26 protein-coding genes and 1 pseudogene are annotated in these 24,623 nt (G+C 60.0%); 10 read left to right on the forward strand and 17 right to left on the reverse strand.

Annotation, left to right across the window (positions count from 1 at the left end; genetic code table 11):
* The 3 genes and pseudogenes from GSQ91_RS01710 to GSQ91_RS01720 form a co-directional block, all read left to right on the forward strand.
* A pseudogene (locus GSQ91_RS01710) lies at nt 1-586 on the forward strand (hypothetical protein); the annotation flags it as partial.
* A gap of 93 nt (nt 587-679) precedes the next feature.
* Nucleotides 680-1,633, forward strand: a complete 954-nt coding sequence (locus tag GSQ91_RS01715) for a DMT family transporter (protein ID WP_158819535.1) — start codon at nt 680-682, stop codon at nt 1,631-1,633.
* A 41-nt stretch (nt 1,634-1,674) separates the two neighbouring features.
* Complete coding sequence (locus GSQ91_RS01720; RefSeq protein WP_158819536.1) at nt 1,675-2,265, forward strand: cupin domain-containing protein; 591 nt, start codon at nt 1,675-1,677, stop codon at nt 2,263-2,265.
* Between the two features lie 6 nt (nt 2,266-2,271).
* Here the strand turns inward: GSQ91_RS01720 and cysS are convergent, their stop codons facing one another.
* The gene (cysS, locus tag GSQ91_RS01725; protein ID WP_158819537.1) at nt 2,272-3,756 is read right to left on the reverse strand and encodes a cysteine--tRNA ligase; all 1,485 of its coding nucleotides are present in this window, start codon (nt 3,754-3,756) and stop codon (nt 2,272-2,274) included.
* 273 nt (nt 3,757-4,029) lie between these two features.
* Here cysS and GSQ91_RS01730 point away from each other — a divergent pair, with 273 nt between their 5' ends.
* Nucleotides 4,030-6,420: a DPP IV N-terminal domain-containing protein gene (locus GSQ91_RS01730; protein WP_158819538.1), complete on the forward strand. Its 2,391-nt coding sequence runs from the start codon at nt 4,030-4,032 to the stop codon at nt 6,418-6,420.
* A gap of 333 nt (nt 6,421-6,753) precedes the next feature.
* On the opposite strand, the gene GSQ91_RS01735 is transcribed toward GSQ91_RS01730, so the two are convergent.
* From GSQ91_RS01735 to GSQ91_RS01760, 6 genes are read right to left on the reverse strand one after another with little or no spacing between them, the layout of a single operon-like run.
* On the reverse strand, nt 6,754-7,386 hold the full coding sequence (locus GSQ91_RS01735; protein ID WP_158819539.1) for a hypothetical protein: 633 nt from the start codon (nt 7,384-7,386) through the stop codon (nt 6,754-6,756).
* 30 nt (nt 7,387-7,416) lie between these two features.
* Nucleotides 7,417-8,259, reverse strand: coding sequence for a tRNA glutamyl-Q(34) synthetase GluQRS (gluQRS, locus tag GSQ91_RS01740; protein ID WP_158819540.1), 843 nt, complete (start codon nt 8,257-8,259; stop codon nt 7,417-7,419).
* Between the two features lie 2 nt (nt 8,260-8,261).
* Entirely contained in the window at nt 8,262-8,885 is a 624-nt protein-coding gene (locus tag GSQ91_RS01745) for a response regulator transcription factor (protein WP_158819541.1), read from the reverse strand.
* The gene (locus GSQ91_RS01750; protein ID WP_254064317.1) at nt 8,882-9,982 is read right to left on the reverse strand and encodes a sensor histidine kinase; all 1,101 of its coding nucleotides are present in this window, start codon (nt 9,980-9,982) and stop codon (nt 8,882-8,884) included. The genes GSQ91_RS01745 and GSQ91_RS01750 overlap by 4 nt, the downstream gene beginning before the upstream one ends.
* A gap of 42 nt (nt 9,983-10,024) precedes the next feature.
* On the reverse strand, nt 10,025-10,831 hold the full coding sequence (locus tag GSQ91_RS01755; RefSeq protein ID WP_158819542.1) for an ABC transporter permease: 807 nt from the start codon (nt 10,829-10,831) through the stop codon (nt 10,025-10,027).
* Between the two features lie 12 nt (nt 10,832-10,843).
* Entirely contained in the window at nt 10,844-11,824 is a 981-nt protein-coding gene (locus GSQ91_RS01760; protein WP_158819543.1) for an ABC transporter ATP-binding protein, read from the reverse strand.
* A gap of 169 nt (nt 11,825-11,993) precedes the next feature.
* Here GSQ91_RS01760 and GSQ91_RS01765 point away from each other — a divergent pair, with 169 nt between their 5' ends.
* Nucleotides 11,994-12,542, forward strand: a complete 549-nt coding sequence (locus GSQ91_RS01765; RefSeq protein ID WP_158819544.1) for an RDD family protein — start codon at nt 11,994-11,996, stop codon at nt 12,540-12,542.
* Here GSQ91_RS01765 and GSQ91_RS01770 read toward each other — a convergent pair whose 3' ends face one another.
* The gene (locus tag GSQ91_RS01770) at nt 12,543-13,865 is read right to left on the reverse strand and encodes a DNA polymerase (protein WP_158819545.1); all 1,323 of its coding nucleotides are present in this window, start codon (nt 13,863-13,865) and stop codon (nt 12,543-12,545) included.
* 86 nt (nt 13,866-13,951) lie between these two features.
* Between GSQ91_RS01770 and GSQ91_RS01775 the strand changes: the two genes are divergently transcribed.
* The gene (locus GSQ91_RS01775; RefSeq protein ID WP_158819546.1) at nt 13,952-14,305 is read left to right on the forward strand and encodes a cupin domain-containing protein; all 354 of its coding nucleotides are present in this window, start codon (nt 13,952-13,954) and stop codon (nt 14,303-14,305) included.
* A gap of 23 nt (nt 14,306-14,328) precedes the next feature.
* Here the strand turns inward: GSQ91_RS01775 and GSQ91_RS01780 are convergent, their stop codons facing one another.
* On the reverse strand, nt 14,329-14,745 hold the full coding sequence (locus GSQ91_RS01780; protein ID WP_158819547.1) for a carboxypeptidase-like regulatory domain-containing protein: 417 nt from the start codon (nt 14,743-14,745) through the stop codon (nt 14,329-14,331).
* Nucleotides 14,738-14,944, reverse strand: a complete 207-nt coding sequence (locus GSQ91_RS01785) for a hypothetical protein (protein ID WP_158819548.1) — start codon at nt 14,942-14,944, stop codon at nt 14,738-14,740. The genes GSQ91_RS01780 and GSQ91_RS01785 overlap by 8 nt, the downstream gene beginning before the upstream one ends.
* Before the next feature lie 155 nt (nt 14,945-15,099).
* Here GSQ91_RS01785 and GSQ91_RS01790 point away from each other — a divergent pair, with 155 nt between their 5' ends.
* Both GSQ91_RS01790 and GSQ91_RS01795 read left to right on the forward strand, forming a co-directional pair.
* Nucleotides 15,100-16,581: a M20/M25/M40 family metallo-hydrolase gene (locus tag GSQ91_RS01790; RefSeq protein ID WP_158819549.1), complete on the forward strand. Its 1,482-nt coding sequence runs from the start codon at nt 15,100-15,102 to the stop codon at nt 16,579-16,581.
* A 14-nt stretch (nt 16,582-16,595) separates the two neighbouring features.
* On the forward strand, nt 16,596-17,438 hold the full coding sequence (locus GSQ91_RS01795) for a rhomboid family intramembrane serine protease (protein WP_158819550.1): 843 nt from the start codon (nt 16,596-16,598) through the stop codon (nt 17,436-17,438).
* Nucleotides 17,439-17,733: 295 nt separating this feature from the next.
* Here the strand turns inward: GSQ91_RS01795 and aspS are convergent, their stop codons facing one another.
* The 6 genes from aspS to GSQ91_RS01825 all read right to left on the reverse strand — a co-directional run bounded on the left by aspS (nt 17,734) and on the right by GSQ91_RS01825 (nt 22,592).
* Entirely contained in the window at nt 17,734-19,590 is a 1,857-nt protein-coding gene (gene aspS, locus GSQ91_RS01800; protein ID WP_158819551.1) for an aspartate--tRNA ligase, read from the reverse strand.
* Between the two features lie 25 nt (nt 19,591-19,615).
* On the reverse strand, nt 19,616-20,221 hold the full coding sequence (locus GSQ91_RS01805; RefSeq protein ID WP_158819552.1) for a DUF1287 domain-containing protein: 606 nt from the start codon (nt 20,219-20,221) through the stop codon (nt 19,616-19,618).
* A gap of 37 nt (nt 20,222-20,258) precedes the next feature.
* The gene (locus GSQ91_RS01810; RefSeq protein WP_158819553.1) at nt 20,259-20,477 is read right to left on the reverse strand and encodes a type II toxin-antitoxin system HicA family toxin; all 219 of its coding nucleotides are present in this window, start codon (nt 20,475-20,477) and stop codon (nt 20,259-20,261) included.
* Complete coding sequence (locus GSQ91_RS01815; protein WP_158819554.1) at nt 20,474-20,674, reverse strand: type II toxin-antitoxin system HicB family antitoxin; 201 nt, start codon at nt 20,672-20,674, stop codon at nt 20,474-20,476. Before GSQ91_RS01815 ends, GSQ91_RS01810 begins: the two co-directional genes overlap by 4 nt.
* 24 nt (nt 20,675-20,698) lie before the next feature.
* On the reverse strand, nt 20,699-22,039 hold the full coding sequence (hisS, locus tag GSQ91_RS01820) for a histidine--tRNA ligase (RefSeq protein WP_158819555.1): 1,341 nt from the start codon (nt 22,037-22,039) through the stop codon (nt 20,699-20,701).
* 73 nt (nt 22,040-22,112) lie between these two features.
* Nucleotides 22,113-22,592, reverse strand: a complete 480-nt coding sequence (locus tag GSQ91_RS01825; protein ID WP_158819556.1) for a DUF6249 domain-containing protein — start codon at nt 22,590-22,592, stop codon at nt 22,113-22,115.
* Between the two features lie 137 nt (nt 22,593-22,729).
* Here GSQ91_RS01825 and GSQ91_RS01830 point away from each other — a divergent pair, with 137 nt between their 5' ends.
* Together GSQ91_RS01830 and GSQ91_RS01835 are read left to right on the forward strand one after the other, a co-directional pair.
* Complete coding sequence (locus GSQ91_RS01830) at nt 22,730-23,374, forward strand: RNA polymerase sigma factor (RefSeq protein WP_158819557.1); 645 nt, start codon at nt 22,730-22,732, stop codon at nt 23,372-23,374.
* Between the two features lie 2 nt (nt 23,375-23,376).
* On the forward strand, nt 23,377-23,739 hold the full coding sequence (locus GSQ91_RS01835; protein ID WP_158819558.1) for a hypothetical protein: 363 nt from the start codon (nt 23,377-23,379) through the stop codon (nt 23,737-23,739).
* 264 nt (nt 23,740-24,003) lie between these two features.
* Here GSQ91_RS01835 and GSQ91_RS01840 read toward each other — a convergent pair whose 3' ends face one another.
* A complete protein-coding gene (locus GSQ91_RS01840; protein ID WP_158819559.1) occupies nt 24,004-24,477 on the reverse strand; it encodes a bacterioferritin in 474 nt (157 codons plus the stop codon).
* Between the last annotated feature and the right edge of the window lie 146 nt (nt 24,478-24,623).

Consider the following 24,623-nt stretch of genomic DNA (forward strand, 5'->3'; position numbering starts at 1 on the left):
CGAACACTTCAACCAGACCACGCACCTCGAGTACAAGATGCCCTTCCGCAAGAGCCTCTACTACTCGTTCAATTGGAAGTACGATTCGGGGCTAGTGGCTGGCTCGGCACCCTGCTATAACGGGGATTCGAGCGCAAACACAGACTGCCTCCCTTTCTCGTTGAACGCCAGCGGCCAGCCGCTTACGTTGAACGGTCAGCCGCTTATCAACCTGAGTGGATTCACGGACGATCAGGAGTTCCAAGCCGGTCTCGTGTGCAACGGTGTAAAGGCGACGGAGACCTCCGGCTTTCAGAGCTGCCTGGCATCGCAGTTGACCTCCAAGCTGGTTCATATTCCAGCCCCCGGAACTGAAAACGCCGACCGCGATCCCACACGCATTGCGCCGCGCAACCTCTTCGATATGGCGATGGGCGACGACAATGTCGTTCACTTTGGCGATGCTCAGCGCTATAAGATCGGTGCCCGAGTAACGGCGATCAACGTAACCAACAAGTACGCACTCTACAACTTCCTCTCGACGTTCTCGGGAACACATTACGTGTCTCCGCGAACGGTAACAGGGGAGATTTCGTTCCACTTCTAAGTTGTCAGATACCCGTTGTCGGCTCTCGGTCGAGGCTTTGCTGAGAGCTGACAACGGGGGAACTCTCTTCCTGTTCCCGTAGCATGGAAGCAGATGTTCTCGCGACTCCCTAAATCCACGCTTGTTCTGCTGGCTTTCGCCAGCGTGTATCTCTTCTGGGGATCGACCTACCTTGCCATTCACGTTGCGGGCGAACACCTGCCTGTGCCGGTGGTGTCGGGGGCTCGTTCGCTGGTTACAGCGATACTGCTGCTGGTGATTTGCTTGGCGAGAAAGAAGAGCCTGCGCGTGCCGAAGGGTGAGGCGTGGAAGCTCGTCCTCGTGGGGTTGTTGTTCATGTCCGGCAACAACATGATGTTGACGTGGGGCGAGAAGATGGTGCCCTCGGGCTTCGCATCGCTCATCGTATCGACAATGCCCATCATGATCGCGCTGATGGAGATGGTGCTGCCCGACGGTGACGCTCTGAACAAGCGCGGGTGGGCAGGCACGCTGCTGGGGACATTCGGTATTGTGGTGCTGGTATGGCCGTCACTCCATCATGGCGCTGCGCTGGTGGGCTACTCTCAACCACTCCTAGGGGTGCTGGTGTTGCTGGGAGCTGCGCTGTTTTTTGGCGTCGGTTCGGTGCTGTCGCGACGCTTCCACTTTCGGGCGGACACGCTGGTTGCTACAGGATGGCAGCTCGGAGCAGCGGGGATCTTCAATGCGACGATCGCCATCGCCAGTGGCGGCCTGCATCGCGCCGTGTGGACGTGGCCTGGCTTCGGTGCAATCGTCTATCTCTCGATCTTTGGCTCGCTGTTTGGCTTGGTCGCGTTCACCTATCTCTTGCAGAACGTCGCAGTGACGAAGGTGGCTACCTACGCCTTCGTGAATCCCGTGATTGCCGTGCTGCTTGGGGTGCTGTTTCTGCACGAGCGTCTGGTCAAGACTCAGCTCGCAGGCATGGCGGTGGTTGTCTGTGGCGTGGCGATGGTGGTACTCAGCCGGGTCAATCGAACTAAGCGCGAGATCGTGGGCATGGCAGGAGATGCAGTGGAGTAGGGCGCAGGTTGGCAATTTTGCAATTTTGATAGTCTGCGTGCATGAGACGAGTTGTATGCATGCTGGCTGTGGTGGTGATGGCGTGCTCTGCGCACGCACAGCAGGTTGGCAGCGATGCGAGAGCGCAAGAGTTGATCCGCGAGCTCAAGTTGCAGGTGCTGCCCAAGGAGTCGGGCTATCTCGGCATCATCGGAGTGACACCGCAGACGGCAGACGTGAATGGCCGCAGGCTCTCTGTGCAGAGCCAGAACTACTACATGCTCACTCGCGAGCTGCCTATCAACTACCTGCATAAGCTGGAGCCGGCGGACACGCATATCCTGATTGAAGGCGGCCCGGTGGACTACTTCATCTTTCACCCGGATGGGCAAGTAGAGAAGGTTACGCTTGGCATGGATCTCGCCAGGGGCGAGCGGCCTGTGGTGGCTGTGCCGCCAGGATGCTGGAAGGCACTGGTGCTCCGTCCGGGAGCTAGTTATGCGTTAATGGCCAACGCTCTCTCTCCGGAGTTCACGCTTGACCGCGTGCGCATCGGTGAAAACGAGGTCTGGGTGAAACGGTTCGCGGGCAAAGCAGACTGGGCCACACCACAGAAGCTGCGCGAGTTCATCGGACCGAACTGGCTGCCTTGAATGCGGCTACTTGCGCTTCCAGCGCACCCCGTCCTTCGAGTCCTCAAGCAGAATGCCCTTTTCGAGGAGTTCATTGCGGACGGCATCGGCACGGGCGAAGTTGCGCTGCTTCTTGGCCAGCGTGCGTTCCGCTACGAGAGCGTCGATGTCCGCATCGGTCAGGCTCAACGTCGCGACCAGAGAAGCATCAGCCTCGCCGAGGCGGCCTTCGGCTTCCGCCCAGGCAAGGGCGGTGCGCGTCAGCTCAGCATCGCGGTCTTCGAGCACCGCGAAGATGGAGTCGAACTTTGCCAGCAGAGCCAGTGTCGCGTCGGCATCGATGCGTGTGAGCTTTGATTGGTCGGCGGCACTGTTGACGGCGCGAAGCACGTCGAAGATCGCGGCACGCGCCTCGGCAGTATTCAGATCGTTCGCCAGCGCCGCAGTGAACTTCTCGTCGCCAGTGCGAATCGCGGTGGTGAGGTTGTCATCCGCAGGAGAACTCTCAGGCCACTTGCCTTCGCGGATGCGCGCATGGAACGTGCGCAGGCGTTCGATAGCGTTGGTCGATTCGGTAAGGCCATCGAAGGTGAAGTTGAGCTGGTGACGATACGGCACACTCAGAAGCAGAAACCGGATCGCGGACGCCCGATGGCCCTTCAGCAGCAGGTCACGCAGCGTATAGAAGTTGCCTTCGGACTTCGACATCTTCTTGCCTTCGACCAGCAGGAACCGCACATGGAACCAGTGCCGTGCAAAGGGCTTGTGGGTCGCCGATTCGCTCTGCGCGATCTCGTTCTCATGGTGCGGGAACATCAGGTCCTCGCCGCCGGCGTGCAGGTCGAAGCTATCGCCAAGAAACTTCATCGCCATGGCCGAGCACTCGATGTGCCAGCCTGGCCGGCCAGTTCCTAGCGGCGTATCCCAGCTGGTCTCACCCGGCTTGGTGGCCTTCCACAGCGCAAAGTCGCGGGCAGCGTCTTTGTCATACTCATCCACATCGACGCGCGCACCGTCCTCGATGCCTTCGAAGTCCTTCTTCGAAAGCTTGCCGTACTCCGGGAAGCGTTTGATGCGGAAGTACCATGAGCCATCCTCGACCTTGTAGGCGATGTCCTGGGTGGCGAGCCGCTCGATGAGCGAGACCATGTCGTTGATATTTTCGGTCGCTCTGGCGATCTGCTCGGGCCGTTCGACGCCGAGCGCCTCCATGTCCTCGAAGAACGCACGCTCGAACTTCGCCGTATATTCGCCGATGGGTAGGCCCGCTGCGGCGGCATTGCGGATGATCTTGTCGTCGACGTCGGTGACGTTCATCACATGGTGCAGGCCCATGCCGTGCAGCCGGGCGGTGCGGCGCAGCACGTCGACGTGGAGAAACGTTCGAAAATTGCCGATATGGCCATAGTCGTAGACCGTGGGGCCGCAACAGTAAAAGCGCAGAGCGCTACCATTAGAGGCGAATATCGGTTCGATTTTTCCGGAAAGAGTATTGAAGAGTTCGAGGGCCACGCGTTGTCGGGGTGCCGCTGGGCGTGGCATTCGCTGCCGCACCGCAGGCTGCTTTCTGCTGTGTTTGCTGCTTCTTGATTCTAGCTGAATTGAGGCTTTTAGAGTGGTTCCCGTGCAGGTGTAGGGCAAACGAGGTATTTCCCGGAAGATCTCTTTTTAACGCAGAGGGCGGAGGTTTCGCGGAGGCCGCCACGGCATTCGTCGCGGACTCCGCGAAACCTCCGCGCCCTCTGCGTTAAAGATTTCCCTCTGGCGCGGTACTCTTATTCCCATATGTTCAAGTGCTCCGCTTCGATTTTCGTCGTCGCTCTCACTGCCTTTCCTCTTGCCGCGCAGCAGGTCTACACCGCGCACGACTACGCGCAGGCCGAGCGGTGGATGAGCTATAACGTCAACGGCCTCGTGCATCACACGATCAGTGGGATCGAGTATCTACCCGATGGCCGCGTCTTCTATCACGATCCGGATACGGGAGGGGTGGCCTATAAGATCGCCGACCCGGCACAGAAAACGCAGGCCCTCGCCTTCGACAGCGCGAAATTGGCGTCGGCATTGACGGCAGTGAGCAAGCGGGCAGTTTCGGCCGCGCATCTGGGTGTGACGGATTACGCCCCCGATGCCGCTGGCGGTGGTTTTACCGTCGATCTGGGTTGGGACAAGTTCCACTGCGATGCAGCGGTCACGGCGTGTACGGCAGAGACTTCGCCAAAGCCCTCGAAGCCAGCCGCCAGCCGTGGCAAGGCGCCGTTCGATCTCTCTCCCGACAAGAAGCTTGCGGCGTTCATCCGCGATAACAATCTCTGGGTGCGCGTGGAGGCTACCGGCGACGAACGCCAACTCACCACCGATGGGGTGAAGGACTTCGGCTATGCCACCGATAACGCCGGTTGGACGCATTCCGATGCTCCGATCGTCCTATGGTCCCCGGACTCGAAGAAGATCGCGACCTTCCAGCAGGACCAACGCAAGACCGGCAGCATGTACCTTGTGCCTGTAACGAACCGGCATCCCAAGCTCGATGAGTGGAAGTATCCGCTGGCCGGCGACAAAGATGTGACGACGATCGAACGTGTGGTCATCGATGTGGATACGGCGAAGGTGACGCGGCTGAAGATGCCGCCCGACCAGCATCGCAGCACGATCTGCGACGATGTGAGCTGCCGTGGCGGCTCGGGCTGGGATGATGTGCAGTTCGCGCCGGACGGTAGACACGTGGCGTTTGTCTCCAGCTCACGCGACCACAAGGACGCCTGGCTGCGGGTGGCCGACACGGAGACCGGCGACGTGAGAGAGGTCTATCACGAGCACGTGGCTACATATTATGAATCCGGCCAGGGCAAGGTGAGTTGGCGCTATCTGCCGGAGTCGAACGAGTTCATCTGGTACTCGGAGCGCGATAACTGGGGTCAGCTCTATCTCTACGATCTGACCACCGGCAAGCTGAAGAACCAGATCACGCACGGCGAAGGTCCGGTAACGCAGTTGCTGCAGGTCGACGAAAAGAATCACCTGCTCTACTTCTTGGCGGATGGCAAGGAGAAGGGGGAAGACCCTTATTTTGTGAACTACTACCGGGTGGACTTCGACGGCCAGCACCAGCAACTGCTGACGCCGGAGACGGCCGATCATGTCGTCACCCCATCGCCTGACGGCAGCACGTTTGTCGACGTCTACTCGACCGTTCAGACACCGCAGACTGCAGTACTGCGCGACAACACCGGCAAGGTGCTGGTGGCACTCGCTCAGCAGGACATCTCGCAGTTGCTTGCGGCCGGATGGAAGCCGCCCACCCCGATTACGGTAAAGGCGCGTGACGGCAAGACGCCTTTGTACGGCTTTTTATGGAAGCCGACCTACTTCGACGAAACGAAGAAATATCCGATCGTGAACTATGTCTACGCAGGACCCTACACAGGTTCATGCGGCGGGCGCAGCTTCTCGGCGTCGCACCTCGATGACCAGGCGTTGGCCGATCTAGGCTTCGTTGTGGTGTGCATCGATGCCCTGGGAACGCCGTTCCGCTCCAAGAGCTTCCACGACGAGCACGCCTCTACAGCGGCGGACCTCGCCGATGACACGATTCCGGACCAGGTAGCAGGCATCAAGGAGCTTGCGTCGCGTTTCTCCTGGATCGACATCAATCGCGTGGGCGTCTGGGGACACTCCGGTGGCGGCAATGCGACCGTCAATGCGATGTTCCACTATCCGGACTTTTACAAGGTCGGCTGGGCCGAGAGCGGCAACCACGACAACCGCGAGTATGAAGACGACTGGGATGAGAAGTGGGCCGGCCTCGAAGTCATCACACCCGATGGCAAAAGCAACTACGACGCGCAGGCCAATGAGAACTACGCGAAAAATCTCAAGGGCCACCTGATGCTCACCCATGGAACGATGGACGACAACGTTCCGATGAATAACACCCTGCTTGTGGTCGATGCGCTCATCAAAGCCAACAAGAGCTTCGATCTGCTGATGATTCCAAACGCGCATCATGGCTATGGGGAAGCGTCGCAGTACGTGATGCGCCGTCGTTGGGACTACTTTGTGCGCAATCTCGCTGGAGGCGTGCCTCCGGAGAACTACGAGATGAAGCCCTGGGCAGAGATGATTCGTCTGATGTATGGACCGTCGGAGGATGTGGCTGATGGTGAGGATCAGTAGCTAGTTCGAGGCAGCAAGTTCTACTGCTACAGATGTAGCTACAAACTTGCCTGTCCCTAAACTTGTCATTTCGACCGACCAACGGGAGCGGAGAAACCCCTGTATTGTGAATGCTTCCAAGGGCACACCCGCATGCTGCAAGAACACGTTTTGTGATTGGTGGCAGGCATCTCTGGCGAGGTCATACAGCATATTTCTTTGGCTTCTTCGGTGTTATAAGCAGCCGCGAAATACAGGGGTTTCTCCGCTCCCGTTGGTCGGTCGAAATGACAGAGAAAATGTCTGCACGGCTTCCACCCTGCACCTGCATTAGATGGCACGCCGAATCACTTACTACTCCACGATCTTTCCGTCCGCTCCTGTGACCGCATGAGACGATGCAGGAGCTTGTACCACCCACCCACTGTTGGTATCCACAAGAGTGGCAGTCGCGCTGCCGTTGCTGAGATCGTCTTTTACCTGCGGAAAGGCATTCTGAATCTCGGCGGCGTGTGCCCACGCCGGCGCACCTGAGAATCCAAAGCGATAACTTACCTGGGTGGTCGCGCCTGGCTCTCCATTGTTGGGCGAGGCGCTGTCGATTGACTGCACCGTACGATGGCCGTAGCAGAAGTTGCCGAAGCCTGGTTGCGTCGTATCTGCGGTCCACATGCTGCGGCCATTATCGCTAAGGTCATAGTTGGTGACTCGCTTGCTCGCGACGATGAACACCTTCTTTTCGTCGGAGGCTCTGGTCAGGAGGCCCTGATCGTAGAGCGCGTCATAGGGGCTGGTCTTGGTCGTATCGGAGGCATCGACCTGCACAGGAAACTGCATGGGCTGTGGCCAGAGGCAGGACGGATGTGCCGCATAGTAGGTGTTGAGAGCGCTCTTGTGGTTGAGGGTGTTGTCGGCGGTCTTTTTGCATCCGGTCGATAGCATCGCTGCGATGCTCAGGATCGTTATGGCCCTGAAAGAATTGCGCATGTCTCACCTCACCCCGGATAGGATGCAGTTTCAAGCGCCAGGGCTGCGCTGTTCGGGAAACCGGTCGCGTACATCCTGCGGTGATAAACCTGCATCCCGCATCGCACGCAGGCTCAGCGCATCGTGCCGTTTGGCGAGGCGAACACCCGCATCGTCGCACATCAGATCGGCGTGAAAGTAGCTCGGAGTTGGGAATCCAAGTGCGCGCTGCAGCAGAATCTGCCGTGCGGTTGACTTGAGCAGATCGCGTCCGCGCACAACCTCGGTGATGCCCATTGCGGCATCGTCTACTACGCATGCAAGCTGATAGCTGGGCAGACCATCTTTACGCCATACGAGAAAGTCTCCAAAGTCTGCGCTGACATCGCAGCCTGCGCGGAAGCTCTGCGGCCCGGCGTGCACGTCGACAAAGCGGATTGCCTCTCCGTCAGGAACGCGGAAGCGATAGTTGGTATTGGGCGTGAGAATTGCCTTCGGCGCGGCAGCGAATCGGCAGCGTCCGTTGTAGACCGGTTCGTCATCGCTGTCTTCGTGCGGAGCCTGTGTGGCGTGTTGCAGGTCTTTGCGGCTGCACGAGCAGGGATAGACGAGCCCATCGAGGAGCAATTTCTCCATCGCCGCACGGTATAGGTCAACACGCTCGCTCTGGCGCATCTCTGCCTCCCAGGTAATGCCGAGCCAGTGCAGATCTTCACGCATTGCCACGGCAAAGTCAGCACGTGAGCGTTGCGGATCGAGGTCTTCATCGCGCAGCCAGAGCTTGCCCTTGGCTGCGCGTTCGCGTTCGTAGGCGATCCAGAAGGTATGTGCGTGGCCTATATGCAGCAGGCCTGTAGGCGAGGGGGCGAGCCTGCCGATGTACGGTACGGACATCCCTACAGCCAGCCTCGCGCACGTGCGATTCTCGCTGCGTCCACACGGTTCGCTGCCCCGAGTTTGGTGATGGCCTCGGAGAGATAGTTGCGTACCGTTCCCTCGGAGAGCCGCAGTTCGGTGGCGATCTCGGACGAGGATCGGCCATCGCCGGCACGTTGCAGAATTTGACGCTCACGTTCGCTGAGGGGGTCTTCGTCCGCACTCCAGGCCTCGGCGGCCAGTGCCGGATCGACCGCGCGCAGACCGGCGTGGACACGGCGAATCGCTTCTGCGAGTTCGCTTGCGGGGCGCTCTTTCAGCAGGTAACCACGCGCACCCGCATCGAGTGCGCGGCGCAGATAGCCGGGCCGTGCGAAGGTCGTCAGGATGATGACCCGAGCCTTCGATTCGCTCTCCTTCAACGCGGTAGCAAATTCGAGCCCGGTCATCTCAGGCATCTCAATATCGGTCACAACGACATCGGGAGTGAATTCACGCGCGAGCCGCTGAGCCTCGCGGCCATTGGCTGCCTGCGCGACGACGCTGATGTCGGACTCGAGTTCCAGCAGAGCGGCGAGTGCACCTCGCAGCATCGTCTGGTCTTCGGCAAGCAGGACCCGAATTGTTTTAGCTGCTGCGCTCACGAGACCGCTCCCTCAGAGCGTAGCGGCAGATCAATCAACAGGCGTGTTCCGCTCTCTCGCTCAAGCGAGAGATGACCACCGATCGATTCGATACGTTCGCGCATGCCGCGAAGACCATTCCCTTCATGCGAAATGGCATGTTCTCCGTTGTCCTCGACAACCAGGCGGCGATGCCCATTCTCGGAGACAAAGTGCAGACGGCAGGTTGTGGCGCGTGCATGGCGAACGATATTAGTGACGGCTTCGCGTAGCGCCAGGGAGAGCACGGTCTCTTCGGTAGAAGTAAGGCCCGTAGCGCCTGCGTGTTCCGTGTCGCTGAGCAGCGTGACACCGGCGGCATCAAGCGTGCGGCGCGCGGTCTCAATCTCAGCCGCAAGTCCGCGTGCACGGTAGCCGACGATAGCCTCACGTACTTCGGAGAGTGCTGTGCGCGCCGTGCGTTCCACGTCGCCAATCTCTGCAATCGCACGCTGCGGATCACGCTCGACCAATCTACCTGCCAGTTCTGCTTTCAAGACGATGACACTCAGCGTATGGCCGAGCACATCGTGCAGGTCGCGCGCGATGCGCTCGCGTTCGGCGACCGCGGCCAGAGTAATGTTTTCTTCCTGTGCCGCAAGAAGCTTGTTTTCGGCTCGCCGCTGTTCTGCAAAGAAGATGTTGCTGCCACCGATGATGAGGAGAAGGAAGATGCCGAAGAATCCATTTGCCAGGCCATGATAGAAGAAGTGAGATTCGGCAAGGAGGAAGAGCGCCTCGACGAGAAAGAGAGATAACACGAGCTTCGTGGAGCGAATACTAAAGGGAAGGAAGGCAGCGGTGTACACAAAAAATGTGGAGGCACCGCTATTCCACGGAAAGGTAATGACCCCCAGCGCGAAGGTCGCTGCGATCATCCAGTGAGCAACGCGGCTGCCGCAATCCATGGCTCGAACATAGATCGTGAAGATGACGATGAAGACAGCCAGACTGGCGAGTGCGACGATCCAGCGCTGCCAACTCGGCGCCATGAGCGGTTCGATAAAGATAAAACCGGTATAGGCAAACCATATCCAGGCGGACTTCTGTTGCGTCGAAATGGTTTTCCCGTTCATCATGGCCAGCCTCTGAAGTTTACGCCGCGCGGCGGTAAATTCCAGCTACGAGTTCTGTTCCCGGCGTCGGAAGGCGATCCATGCGATGCCGAGCATCAGCAGCGTGAAGCCAAACAGTCCGGACCAGTGGCTGGCGGTCGTGCCGACCATGGGAGCTCCGAGCGAACCGAGCATGAGCTGCGACAGGTGATAGGTCGGCAGGAAGGGCGCAATCACCTTTATAGAGTGCGGCAGGAATTTGAAGGGCATCCACAGGCCGCTGCAGAAGCTCATTGGCAGATAAATGAGATTGGCGATGCCGGGTGCGGAGTTGAGCGGTACGAGTAGCGCGATGACCAGGCCGAGGCTGGCAAAGGGAATGGCGCCGGTCAGAGTGAAGGCGATCATGCGGGCATACTCGTCGAGCGTGAGGTGGACGTGTCCGAAGGCGATGCCCAGTACCGTGAGCAGGCTGACGATGATAGCGCCAAAGGCCATCGCCGTGCAGCACTTGGCCAGCAGATAAGCGAGCGGTGGCATGGGGCTGGCGCGTTTGAGCTCCAGCCATCCTGCGCTGAAATCCGCCGCCATTCCTACGCCGATGCCGAAAAGCGCCGCGCCGACCAGGCCGAAGACCGCGTATGAGCCCAGCGTGTATTTGGCAACGGCAATTCCTTCCAGGCTTTCGCCGCGGTTCATCAGCAGGCCGAAGAGGGTGTAGAGCATCACCGGAAAGCCGATGACGGAGAGGGAGAAGGTGCGCGTGCGCAGCAGGCGGACGAACTCGAAGCGTGCCTCGCGAGCGAAGATGCGGAGGTTGCGCAGGAGGCCGTTGGTGGGAGCGGAAGGGAGCGAGAGGGCAGTCGTCGACATAGGTTCTCCTGGTTACGAGCGATCGGCGGTGAGCGCGAGGAAGGCGTCTTCGAGCGCGGGGCTCTGCACTTCAAGCGAGTGAAGCTGCTGGTCGAGCGCGAGCATCTCGCGCAAAGTGGACTCGGGCTGCGTGCTGGTGATAACAGTAGTCTTTCCGTATAGCTCGACGGTAGAAACTCCTGGCATCGCGAGCAGATGTTTGCCGGTGAGTGTAGTTGTGCAACGGATGATCTTTACGTCGCCAGTTACATTGCCGCTCGGCGTGGATAGCCCTGCTCCTATCGACTTCACCTCAGCAGGTGTTCCTTCGCACACCACGCGGCCCTTGTTGATGACCACGATCCGATGCGCGAGGGAGTCGGCCTCTTCGAGATAGTGTGTCGTGAGCAGAACCGTTTTGCCGCGGGCCGCGAGCGAGCGAATCTCCGCCCACATGCCGCGCCGGGCTTCGATATCGAGCCCAACGGTCGGTTCGTCGAGGAAGATGAGGTCGGGATCGCCCGCGAGCGAGATTGCGAAGAGCACACGCTGCTTCTGGCCGCCGGAGATCTGGCCAAACATACGGTCTTCGATCCCCTCGAGACCGGCAGCCTTGACGATGTCAGCATAGGGCATCGGGTTAGGGTAGTAGCCGCGGAAGACCGTGAGGTGCTCGCGTACGCGCAGCATCTCGGGCGCGCGGCCCACCTGCAGCATCACTCCGGTGCGGATGCGTGCGGCAGCATTGCGCGGGTCCGCGCCAAAGATGCGGACGCTCCCCGAGGTCGGCGTGCTGAGACCCATCATCAGCTTGACGGCGGTGGATTTGCCGGCGCCGTTCGGCCCCAGCAGCGCGACAACTTCACCACGGCGCAGATCGAGCGAGAGGCCATCGAGTGCCACGACACCGTTGCTGTAGCGCTTGGTGATGTCACTCAGCGAGGCGACGGTGTCATGCGTCTTTGTGGTCTGTCTTGTTTCAGTGGATTCTGCAACGTCGATCACTGCGTTCATCGCCCGCTCCTTGTGCTTGCAGGATTGAGTATCGGAGCTTGCGAGTATGAAAGGCAGTGAGCGTCGTCAACAAAGCGTTATGACGTTTGTCATGCCGCTTTCCTTGCTACGTCCGCCCTAGTTGCAAAGCGAATGGGGTGCTCGTTCGGTCTCGGCTAAAGTAGATAGCATGCTGAAACGACTGCAGGGATTAACGGAGAAGCGGAGCTTCCGTGCGCATGAGACGCACCGGATGGATGAACTCGATGGGTTGCCGCTGGCGAGCTTTCGCCGCCGCGCCTGGGCGATCCTTATTGATTTTTTGATCGTGGCCATTCTTAAGTCGCCATTTGGCTTTCTGAAGCACCACCACGGCTCCGATGAGGCCGTCGAGGGCACCTTCGGCTGGTTCCTGCTGGAGGCGGTGCACAAGGTGGAGGACCTGGCGGAGTCCGTACTGTACTTCGCCGTGGTCTTGAAGCTAGGTCGTGGTTGGACCCCGGGTAAGTATTTGATGGGGATACGAGTGGTGTCGCTGACGCACAAAGAGCTCGGCTGGTGGCAGTCGACCGAACGCGCGTTGGGTTATGGCGCCTCGCTGCTGGAAGGGGGCTTCGGATTTTTGCAGTACTACATCAATCGCAACCGGCAATGCGTGCATGACCGCATCGCGGAGACGATTGTGGTGTACGTGCGAAAACCCCTGGCGCGATGGTCCTCTCCCAACCCCGAAGAGTAGCTACATCCAGTCGGTCCCATACTGCACCGGAATCTGCGTAAACGCGATGCGAGTGGGCGCGGAGTCTTTCGCCGTCAGCATGCCGGCGAAGTGCAGGGTGGTGTGGCCGTACTTCAGATTCAGCTTATCCATGGTGGCGGAGAGTTGCGAGCGATTGCCCGGCTCTTCAAAGAGCATCGTCTGCATCTCGTCCTCGGGAATGAGATTGCGCAGCGTGACACCGACAAAAAACGGCTTCTGGTGCAGGTCCTCCTGCGGCCGCTGCTTCCAGCAGCCCTGCAGGGCTTCCAGTAGGGAGAGTGTGTCCTGGCAGGGGCGAAACCGCGCCTCCATGCCCCAGCCGGCATGCTGAATGCCGCTGGTGTGCTTTTTGAGCTTGGCAACCAGCGCGGTCTCCTCGCGAGTGAGCGCGTATTTGATCGTCACCGCGAGCGAGCCGGTGTAGAACTTCTCCATCCGCAGTCGCATCGCGGCCTTGTGCAGCAGCTTATGCGCGACGGCCCAGGCCCCCTCCTGCGAGCGGTGTTCCGGGGCGAGCACATGCGAGTGGCCAAGTGACTTCTGAAGGTCGCTGGCCACAGGCGCGCCGTTGTCGCCCGTATCGTGCCCGCGCAGCCAGTGGTACATGCGGTCGCCCCACACCGAGTCCATGAGCTTGTGCATGCCATTGCGGTCGAGCGCCAGCAGCTCAGGCATCGTGTGGATGCCTTTGGCTTTCAGCCGTATCTCCGTCCGCGCGCCGATACCGGGAAGGTCGCGCAGCTCCAGATGCGCGATGGCCCTGGGCAATTGCGAGGGGAGCAGCCCGATCAGCCCGTCGGGCTTCTGCATGTCCGAGGCAATCTTGGCGAGATAGCGATTGGGCGCCATGCCGATGGAGCAACGCAGCGTCTCGCCGACATCAGTCTTGATGGCCTCTTTGATAGCGAGTGCGATCCGGCGGGCGTTGGGTGGCTGGCGTTCGCGGCCCATGAGTTGGCAGACCATCTCATCGATGGAGGGCGTATGCGCGACCGGGCAGACGCCCTCAACGGCTTTGGCAATGTCTTGTGAAAACTTAGCGTATTCGGCATGGTCGCCGCTCACGAGGATGATCTCTGGGCAGATCTTTTTCGCGTCGCCGACACGCGTCCCAGTCTTGATGCCGAGGGCTTTGGCCTCGTAGCTGGCGGCGATGCAGCAAGTGGTGTCGGCCATGGTGGGCACCACGGCCGTGGGCTTGCCGCGGTACTCCGGATGCAGGTGCTGCTCGACCGAGGCGAAGAAAGAGTTCAGGTCGATGTGCAGGAAGCCGAAGAGGTCGGGATGGGCGGCATCAGCCATAAAATCACTAAGCTGATTATATTCGCCTTTATTTCGCTTTTGAGGTGAATCTGGTGCTTCTTCGCGAAAATGCTAGGTTAAGGGGCATGGCGCACAAAATCAGCACCGCAACCGCCGAACACTATCATTGGGGCGACCCCGCCCACCCCTGCGATGGCTGGCACCTGCTCCGTTCCGCGGAGTTGAGTGTGATCGAAGAACGCATGCCTCCGGGCACAGCCGAGCAGCGGCATCTCCATCGTCGCTCGCGCCAGGTGTTTTATGTGTTGGCTGGCGAACTAACCATGGAGCTCGATGGCGAACACCACCTGCTGCGCCCGGGCGAGGCGCTGGAGATTCCACCCGAGAAGGCGCATCAGGCTATCAATCGCGGTGAGGCTGACACGCGCTTTCTGGTTACGAGCCAGCCTCCGAGCCATGGCGATCGTCATCCGGCGTAGGCCGGGATGACCGCTGTCCAACTTCAGTCGCCGATTACCAGCGTGAAGTTGAAGCTGTTCTTGTTGTCGAACGAGCTGATGCTCTTGGTCTTGGAGCGTTTGCCATTGGCTTCGGCCCACACCTCATAGTCGGTGTTGGAGGAGAGCTGTCCGAAGCGGTAGGTCCCACCGTCGTCGGAGATAAAGCTTTTGATGGCCAGCGTCCGGGTGTCCTTCAGGTACACGATGGCGCCTTTGACACCCTCACCGCCCTTGCTTTCGACCTTGCCTTCGACGATCCGCTGTATAGGCCCGCGCTGCTGCGCAATGGCCACCGTACCGCGCAAGGCCACCCATGCAGGCAGTATCCCCAGCGCGACGGCGAGGCCGGCGGCAGCCAGCCTATTCAGCTTGAGACTGCGAGGAAGAATTGCCCGGCGCCAGGCGCTCGGTTTACTCATCTTCGTCCTCGTCATCATCGCCGTGCAGATCCTCTTCATCGTCATAACCTTCCTCATCCACCGGCGCCAACTCCAGTGGATCGCTTGAGACGACCTCCAGATCTGTGCCGCACTCATCACACTGGATGATCTCACCTTCTTCTACATCCTCTGTATCGACATCCAGCGGATTGTCGCATTCTGGGCATAAGACTGACATAAAACCTCTCCCCCTGCCATAGTTTCGAGCCGCCTTCCCCTTGTACGATGGAGCCAGTGGCTACTAAGCAGCTTTCACTAGTTCTAGCGGGACGCTTGCGGCTCGTCAACACCCGAGTGATCCCCACCGGCCTGAAGATGAAACGGAGATGGAAAATGAACCGGATGTTAGGCATCGGAGGCGTACTTTTGGGGATGGCCACATCTGCCGCCTGCTGCGCGCAGACCGCGATAAATGGGGCTTCCCTCGGCGTTCCTCCAGCCGATCCGGCCATTGCTGCAACTCTCTCCGGCATATCCCCGTCTCAGGTCCAGGCGGACATCACAAAGCTGGTCAGCTTCGGCACTCGCAACACCCTCTCCAGCATGGACACGGATCTTCCTCCGGGGCAGGGTATCAACGCCGCAGCGGACTGGATCGAGTCAGAGTTTCGTTCTATCTCCGCTTCCTGCGGTGGATGCCTTGAGGTCAAGCGCGATGAGTTCACGGAACCCGGCGGCAGCGGGCCGGGATCGCGGATTCCCAAACCGACGAAGCTGACGAACGTATACGCGATTCTGCACGGTAGCTCTCCCGACAAGGCCGCTCCCTGGGTGTTGGTGTCCGGCCACTACGACTCACGCGTAACCGATGTCATGGACTCGCACTCCGCCGCACCCGGCGCCAACGACGACGCCAGCGGCGTTGCGGTGTCGATCGAGTCGGCCCGTGCCTTGAGCAAGCTGAAGCTGCCGGGGACGATCGTATTTGTAGCCGTCGCGGGCGAAGAGCAGGGCCTGAACGGATCGAAGCATCTGGCGCAACTCGCGAAGGCCCAGGGGTGGCCGCTGGTCGCCGTGCTCAATAATGACATCGTTGGAGGCGATACGACCCCCGGCGATCTCCTGCAGGACAAGACTGCGGTGCGTGTCTTCTCCGAAGGCGTGCCGGCGGTGGCCACGCCCGAGCAGGCGAAACAAATCCTTGCGCTGGGTGCGGAGAACGACTCCCCCTCGCGCGAGTTGGCGCGCCAGATTGCAGAGCTTGCGCCTGCGTACTTCAAGCCAACGGAGCTTCGCCCTCCACCCGTCGGCCCAGGCAGGGCGCGCAGCCAATTGGTGCGGTTGGTGCCGGCATTTCATCCCGTACTGGTCCTGCGCCGCGACCGCTATCTGCGTGGTGGCGACCACACCAGCTTCAATGGCGAAGGCTTTGCCGCGGTGCGCTTCACCGAGTGGCGCGAAAACTTCGACCACCAGCACCAGACGCTACGCACCGAAGACGGAGTCGAGTACGGCGACCTGCTCAAGTTCGTTGATTTCAACTACGTTGCCAACGTCGCGCGCATCAACTCGATGATGCTCGCCACGCTGGCCTCAGCGCCCACTGAGCCGCAACACGTGCGCGTGCTTACCAAGGCGCTCGACAATAACAGTGAATTGGCCTGGGATGCTGCGGCATTCGCGCCTCCTGGCACCACGTATGAAGTCGTCTGGCGCAATTCCACCGACGCCCTCTGGACGCATGTTCAGAGCGCCGGAGCGGAGACGCGCATCAAACTCAATGTCAGCAAGGACAACGTGCTCTTCGGCGTGCGTTCGGTCGACGCCGCTGGACATCGCTCTCTACCCGTACCGCCCGTGCCCGCACGGCAGTAAATTAAGGAAATTGCATGGCTTTTCGTTCGAACGGTCCTATCACGCTCGCGTTACCGGCGTTTCGTGGCGTTACCCGTCGCATCATTCTGACTGCGGTGGTCGTCTACTTCGGCCAGCTGGTGCTGGGGCTTTTTGCTCCAAAACTTCAGGCTCTTCTGATGGACCAGCTCATGTTGCACCCAGACGAGCTGCGTCGCGGCGCCGTATGGCAGCTCCTCAGCTATCCGTTCATGATGGATGGTTTTCTCAGTGTGCTGTTTGCAGTGTTGTCAGTCTGGTTCTTCGGCTCCGTTCTGGAAGACGAGCGCGGCTCCAACTGGTTCAGGGAGTACTTTCTGGTCGCCACGATCGGCGGCGGCGTGCTGATCTCGCTCCTGGCGTATGCGGCGGGAACGCATATTCCTGGTCTGGACCCCGCGCAGCGGGCCTCAGGGCTTTGGCCCGCCGTGCTCGCAATCCTGCTGGCCTATGGCCGATTTCATGCCAACGAAGAGATCCGCCTTTACTTTGTCCTCAAGATCAAAGCCAAATACCTGGTCGGGATTTACGTGCTGTTCTACATCGCCATCGCCCTGATTGGCGGTGATCGTTTCGGTGCGCTCACGACGCTATGTAATGCGCTCTGCGGCTTCGTGTATCTGAGCCTCGCACCGCGTCAAGGCCTGCGCTTCGCGGTTTCGGAGCGCTGGTTCCGCGTACGCAACTCTTACTACCGCGCCAGGCGCCTCCGTGCTGCCAAGAAGTTCACGGTCTACATGCGCAAGCAGGGCAAGGACGTGAACATCGACCCCAGCGGAAGATACATCGATCCGGATGGCAATCCGCGCGATCCCAATGATCGAAATTGGATGAACTAGTTCTACTTACAAACCTACCCGCCCTAAAAGTCTGTCATTTCGACCGACCAACGGGAGTGGAGAAACCCCTGCATTTCGCGACCGCTGGTACTACCGAAGAAACAAAGGGGACACACTGTGCTGTTTTTGCCAGAGGTGCCTGCCGTCAACCACAAAGCATGTTCTTCCAGCAGGCAAGCGTGCTCTTGTAGGCGGCGCAAAAAATACAGGGGTTTCTCCGCTCCCGTTGGTCGGTCGAAATGACAGACTTTGGCGCGGGCCGTTTGCCGATGCAGGCAAACAGCCCAGGGCCACACTAGCTCCGCGCCGCTACTCTCAAACTCAACTCCCGCAGCTGTTGCTCGCTCACCGGCGTAGGTGCGTCGACCATCAGGTCGATAGCTTTAGCCGTCTTGGGGAAGGCGATCACCTCGCGCAGGGATGACGCTCCGGCGAGGATCATCACGATGCGATCCAGCCCCAGGGCAATGCCACCATGCGGAGGCGTGCCATACTCGAGTGCGTCGAGGAAGAAGCCGAAACGAGCCTTGGCCTCTTCGTCACTCATACCGAGCGACCGGAAGATCTCCGCCTGCACATCCTGGCGATGGATACGAATCGACCCCGAGCCAAGCTCCGTGCCGTTGAGCACGATGTCATACGCCAGCGCGCGCACGGCACCCTTGTCGTTCACGAGACGACCGCTGGTGATGTCGTCTTCGTGGGGCGAGGTGAACGGGTGGTGGGCAGCGTCCCAGGTCTTCGCCTCCTCGTTCCACTCGTACATTGGGAAGTCGGTCACCCAGAGGAACTTGAAGTCAGCGGCTGTGCCGGTCTGCACGAAGAGGCCGTGCTTGTCGGCAAACTTCTTCGCGAGTTCCAGCCGCAGCGCCCCGACGCGCTTCCAGATCCACTGCGGGTCATGGTTCCACTTGGCAGGAGTGCCGGGCTTGGGCGTAATGACGACAGCGAGGTCCTCGGTGGTGAAGTTCTCGCCGTTGAAGACGATCTGCTCTGCGGTAAGCTTGGCCGCGATAGCCTCCGCGAGCGGCACAAACGCTTCGTTCGTTCGCAATCGCGCGACATCCAGAAAGTCGAGCCCACAGTCGCCGAAGCTGCCGCGAATCTCATTGACGAGCGCTTTACGCGCCGTTCCGCTGAGTTCGCCGACGCGTGGAATCGTGAAGCCGAGCACCGGCAGCGCAGGGTCGACCTTCAGTGTCTCGCGCAGCTCAGCTGTAAGCTCCGCAGAGAGGTCGACCATCGCGGGCAGCCGCATGTCGGGCTTGTCGATGCCATATCGGGCGATGGCCTGGTCATAGGTCATCTGCACAAATGTTGTATTCCCAAGCTCGATGCCGGCAGCCTTGAACGCGGCCTGAAGAAAGCCCTCGACAACACGGAAGATCGTCTCCTGCCGAGGAAACGTCATCTCAAGATCGATCTGCGTGAACTCAGGCTGGCGATCGGCGCGGAGGTCTTCGTCGCGGAAGCAGCGTGCGACCTGGAAGTAACGGTCGAAGCCCGAGATCATCAGGATCTGCTTGAAGATCTGTGGCGACTGCGGCAGCGCATAGAAGTGGCCCGGATGAACGCGGCTCGGCACCAGGTAATCGCGAGCGCCCTCGGGCGTAGACCGCGTCATAAACGGCGTTTCGATCTCGAGGAAGCCCTGCTCGACAAGGAAGTTGCGGATAGCCATCGCAACCTTCGAACGGACTTCAAAGTTCTTCTGCATCTCAACGCGGCGCAGGTCGAGATAGCGGTACTTCAACCGCACCTCTTCATTGGCGATGGCGTCTTCAGCGGGCGAGAACGGAGGAGTCTTCGCCTCGTTGAGCAGCAATAGCTCATTCGCCACGACTTCAATATCGCCGGTGGCCATGTTCGGGTTGGCCAGCCCCTGGCCACGCACGCGCACCTTGCCGGTGACGGCGATGACGTACTCCGGCCGCGCGGCCTCGGCCTTCGCGTGGGCTTCGGGGGAGGCTTCCTTGTCGAGCACGATCTGCGTAATGCCGGTGCGGTCGCGTACGTCGAGGAAGATAAGGTTGCCGTGGTCGCGGCGGCGGTTGACCCAGCCCATCAGCGTTACGGTTGCGCCTGCGTCGGAGGAGCGCAGTTCGCCGCATTTATGCGTGCGCTGCAGATTGCCTAAAAAGTCGAGTGTCACAATCTTCCTATTGTACGAAAGACTGTTACACCTTCGGCCAGCGATAATGTCCAATGGCCCGATGCGGGCTAAAGGTGTAGAGAGAAGACTCTTCCGCGCCGTTGCCCCAATTGTGCACAACGCGCGTGCTGAGCAGGCTGTCCGCGACCACAATGCCGATGTGAGGCAGCCGCGCATCCAGTCGCCAGGTGAGGATATCGCCGACCTCAAGGGGCGATGGGAAGGCATTACCTGCTACAGCGCCAGACGCGCGCCAGAGTTCACAGCCTGAGCGCCGCCAGAAGGCCTCCAGGTTGAGCACGCGGCGATGATCGATGTTGCTGTCGGGATGGGCCATGCCCCAGGTACGGGGGTAAGCGGCGAAGTCACGCAGCATGTCCTCATGGACGAGCTTCTGCAGGTCCAGCCCAAGGCCATCGCGCCCAGCCCGAACGACCACATCGGCGCACACCCCGGTAGAACGCGGAACGTCGCCACCGGGGTAAGGAATGCGGATGTAGTGCGGGTCGTAGCCGGTGGTAACGCCGATCTGATTGCGTGCAGACTGCGCGAGGTGCGCGCCGTTATCTGGCGTGCGACCTGCGATCGTTATGGTCGCGACAGCCCCGCTAAGAAACGCTCTGCGCAGCATCGATTCCCCTAGTCGAGCATCTCCTCAAGCATCACCCTTAGAGATCTTCCGGCTTCAACCCTGTATGCTTTGCGATCCGCGCCAGCATTTCGGGGCCAATCTCTTCGCCGTCGTGGAAGGCCCAGGTGAACCGCGGATAGCCCTCGCGGATGAGTTGCCGGTGCGAGCCGTCGCTGATTCGGACATCTTCTGTCCAACCAATGCGATGAAGGGCTCTGAGAACTTTCCGTGCCTTCGAACTCGGCCAACTACTCACGCGGCTGCGAACTGAACGTGATCTGTCGTTGTGTGATCGCGTTCGAGTTTGTCCGCGATTACCCGCAATGCGATTGACTGTACCTTCGATTCGGCTTCCTGCTTTGATGCGCCGTAGGCCATTACTCCAGGAAGATCCGGAATTTCGGCGATCCAGCGACCATCGTCTTCGCGTTCAAATTCGATTGCGTAATCCATGTTCTCCTCCATCGCAGAATCAGTTTACTTCCCTAACTCCTCTATGAGAACACCTCGCTCCACCTTTACCTGTTGCGCGGTGGCGAAGCTTTTAACAGTGAAAGTGTTGCTAGCGACCTCATCTTCGCCCAGAAGCACAATATGCCGCGCGACCTTGTCCGCCGCATCGAAGCTCTTTTTCAGCCTGAAACTGCCGTCGCCGACCTCGACAGAAAGCCCTTCGCGGCGAAGCTCGCGTGCGAGCTTGAGCGCGGCTGCATTCTGCGCAACCCCGAGCGGTGCGATGTAAGCGTCGAGCTTCGGCTCCACAAGCGCCGCTCCGCTGGCGGCTGCGTCGGCTTCAGCCTGCGCCTGCAGGGTGAGGATGAGGCGGTCTTCGCCGATCGCAAAGCCGATTCCGGGAGCCTTCGGGCCGCCGAGCATCTCGGAAAGCCCGTCATAGCGCCCGCCGCCGAGCAGCGCATTCTGCGTGCCCAGGCCGGTCGTCACGGTGAACTCAAAGGTCGTGCGTGTGTAGTAGTCAAGCCCGCGTACCAGCCGCGGATTCACGTGATACGGCACGCCACAGGCATCGAGCGCGGCCTTTACCTGTTCAAAGTGCTCGCGCGATTCGTCACCCAGGTAGTCGGCGATCTTCGGCAGCGCGTTGATGATCTCCTGGTCGGCTTCGTCCTTCGAGTCGAGCACGCGCAGCGGATTGGTCTCAGCGCGACGTTGATTGTCCGGGCACATCTGGTCTTTTACGGGAGCTAGCGCCTCCCGCAGGGCCACGTTGAAGCGAGCGCGGTCTTCAGTGTTGCCGACCGAGTTCAGCTCCAGCTTCCAGTCGCGAACGCCCAACTCGTCGAGCAGGCTGGCCAGCATCTCCAGCACCTCGGCGTCACGCACGGCAGACTCCGCCCCGGAACTCTGCGGCCCAATGACCTCCGCGCCGATCTGCCAGAACTGCCGGTACCGCCCACGCTGCGGACGCTCGCGCCGAAACTGCGGGCCAATGTAGTAGAGCTTCAGCAGCTGGCCCGTCTCGCCGAGTTTGTGCTCGATGTACGCGCGCACGACGCCTGCGGTCGATTCAGGCCGTAGCGTCAGATTTTGGGCCTTCTCGCTGGCCGCTCGTGCACGGTCTTCCCACGTGAACATCTCTTTGGAGACGATGTCGGTCTCTTCGCCGACGCCGCGCGCGAACAGGTCGGTGGCTTCAAAGATCGGGGTACGAATCTCTCCGAACCCATAGCGTGCAAATACGGCGCGGGCTGTAGCTTCAACACGGTTCCAAAGCGGTGTCTGGTCGGGGAGGAGGTCACGAGTGCCGCGCACGGCCTTAATCGTGGGCCGTGCTGCGGGCTTGTTGTTGCTTTCGCTCATAGACCTTCTAGTCTATCGAACTGGCGGAGGGCTCAAGGCCAGGGCTTTAGGCATAGGGTCCAGAGCTTAGGGGCTAGAACGCGCCTTCTGTGCCCTGACCCCTGGGCCCTGAACTCTGAAGGGTAGCCTCCTCGATCTCGCGCGTCTGGATGCCCGCATCGATCAGTAGGCCCACACCGATGCCGAACGGAATCAACCCGACAGCCGCACCGCACAGCACATCGCGCTCCTGCAGTACGGAAGCCAGTGCGATAAAGAAGAGGATCAATCCTGCTGCAGTGCCCAGCAGAACGATACCCCCCCGGCGTACGTTGCCACGCCGGCGAATACTGTCTACGGAAGGTTTGCCGTGGATGATGGCCAGTTCTTCTAAGGTTGGTGGAATGGGTACGCCCTTGGCGATTGCCGCCAGCCGTTCCTGGCTCTGTATCTCGCGGGTACGCACACTGGACTGGACCCCGGCAATAGCAATGCACCCTCCAACCACGCACCCGACCACGGGAATGACAAAAGGACTTTGCAGAAACTCCCAACTCATCTCCATCACCATCACAATTTCTCCTCAGGGCTGCCGGCGTCCAGCGCCACAGCCGAAACCTTATGCCCCCTTCGACTGAGCGACCCTTGCAAAGTTTCATAGCCGTGCATGAAACTTTTGGCGCATCCTGAAGTCTGACCCGGTTTAGATACATGCGTGCCGATCTCTCATCGCCGGAGAACTTCGAAGCCCTCGTCCGCGAGCACCAGGGACTGGTCTTCCGTACGCTCACGCGCATGACCGGCGGGGGTCCACACGTCGAAGACCTCGCACAGGAGGCTTTTCTGCGCCTCTACCGCGCTCTGCCGGACTTTCGCGGTGATGCGACGATCTCGACCTATCTGTACCGAATCGTCGTCAATCTCTCCCAGGATGAGTGGAAACGCCGCCGCAAAGAGCGCACCTATCTGGCTTCCGAGCCCGCATCTCTGGAGGGCGAAGAGGAATCGGCAGCCTGGATCGAGAACTTCGCTGGCGACGATCTCGCTGGCGAACATGCGCGCACGCCGGAACAGCGGCTCTCCGACGCCGAACTACAGAGCGCAGTCGATGCCGAGCTACTTGCCCTGCCCGAGATCGAGCGCTCCGTGCTGGTGCTCTACCATCAGGAGGAGTGCAGCTACGAAGGCATCGCCGTCGCTCTTGGGCTGCCCCTTAACACCGTGCGCACGCACCTGCACCGCGGGCGCAAGCGGCTCAGCGAGAGACTGCGAAGTCGTTTCGCCGCACAGCCGCATCCTAACGAAAGCAGTAGCAACAGCCCCTCCACACGGGCGATAATGGCAGGGAAGGCATGACGATGAAGGAACACAATCCGCAGGAGGAGTTCGAAGCAGCGATTACCCGCGCGCTGGAGCACAGCCCTGAGCTGGGATATAGCCCTGAGCTGAAATATGGCTCTGAATCGTCGATTTCGGCGATTCCCGCAGATTTTGCCGCTCGCGTCGTAGCTTCGCTGCCGAAGCAGCGCGCTGCTCGTCCTGTAATTCGTGCCGGCCGCACGGTCGCAATCGTTGCGATGGTTGTGCTGGCGATCGTCTTGTTCGCCCTGGCCCCACACGTGACCCCAAGCTTTACCAGCGTCACGTTCTATATCGAGCTGATCGTCCTCGCGCAGCTTGGCGCAATCGCCTACTGGCTCGCTGCGAAGCGCGAAGTTTAGCCTCGACTATCCCCATACCGTGTCATCTCGACCGAAGGCGGCGCTTTTGCCGCCGTAGTGGAGAGACCCCTGTATTTTGCCTGCGGCGGTAATGCTGCTCCGGGCAAAATACAGGGGTCTCTAGACGCAAAGCGTGCCACAAACATTTGCATCACGCTCTGCATCGAGGGGTCTCTCCGCTACGCATGACGATAAACCATCATGCTCTGGTCGAGATGACAGTTCTAATGGTGGTTCGTTCATACATCACATAGCGAAACTACTCTAATCGGCGATCCCCGGATTCGGCGGATCGATCCCCAGCGCCGTCGCCAGCGCAGTCAGATGGTCCTGCTCTTGCAGCAGAATCTCGCGAATCTGTTCACTGAGCGCAAACTCATTGAGTTCATCGGCCTGCTTGACGCGGCGGCGATAGTTGCGAATCGTCTCGACTTCGTTGGCCAGATCGAACTTGAGCATCTCCTCGGCCTTGTCGCTGGTCTTCACCGGCTTGGCCGTCACTGCTGGTACACCGCCCAGGTAGTCAATCTGGTCGGAGAGAATCAGCGCATGGTCAAGCTCTTCCTTGGCATGAACCGCAAGCTCAGCGGCGATGTTCATATAGGCCGCGCCTTTGAGCACCGCTGAGTAATTCACATAAGCGATGACGGCTTGAAACTCACGCTCCAGGTCCTGGTTGAGCAGGTCGATCAGTTTCTTGCGAGTGATCGTGGTGTTCTTCTCTTTTCCTTTTGGCATAACGTTTCTTCTTTCCTCTCAATCGTTTCTGTAGAGCCTGTGCTTTCTGATGCGCCCAATCCGCCAGCCGTAGCCCGGCAGAGGCGAGGCATCGCCACGCCACCCTGCCGCATCGCACTTTTCAGGCTCAACTCTTCTCACGAGGT

This window comes from Granulicella sp. S156 (assembly GCF_009766105.1).
In the GTDB taxonomy this organism is placed as follows: Bacteria; Acidobacteriota; Terriglobia; order Terriglobales; family Acidobacteriaceae; genus Granulicella.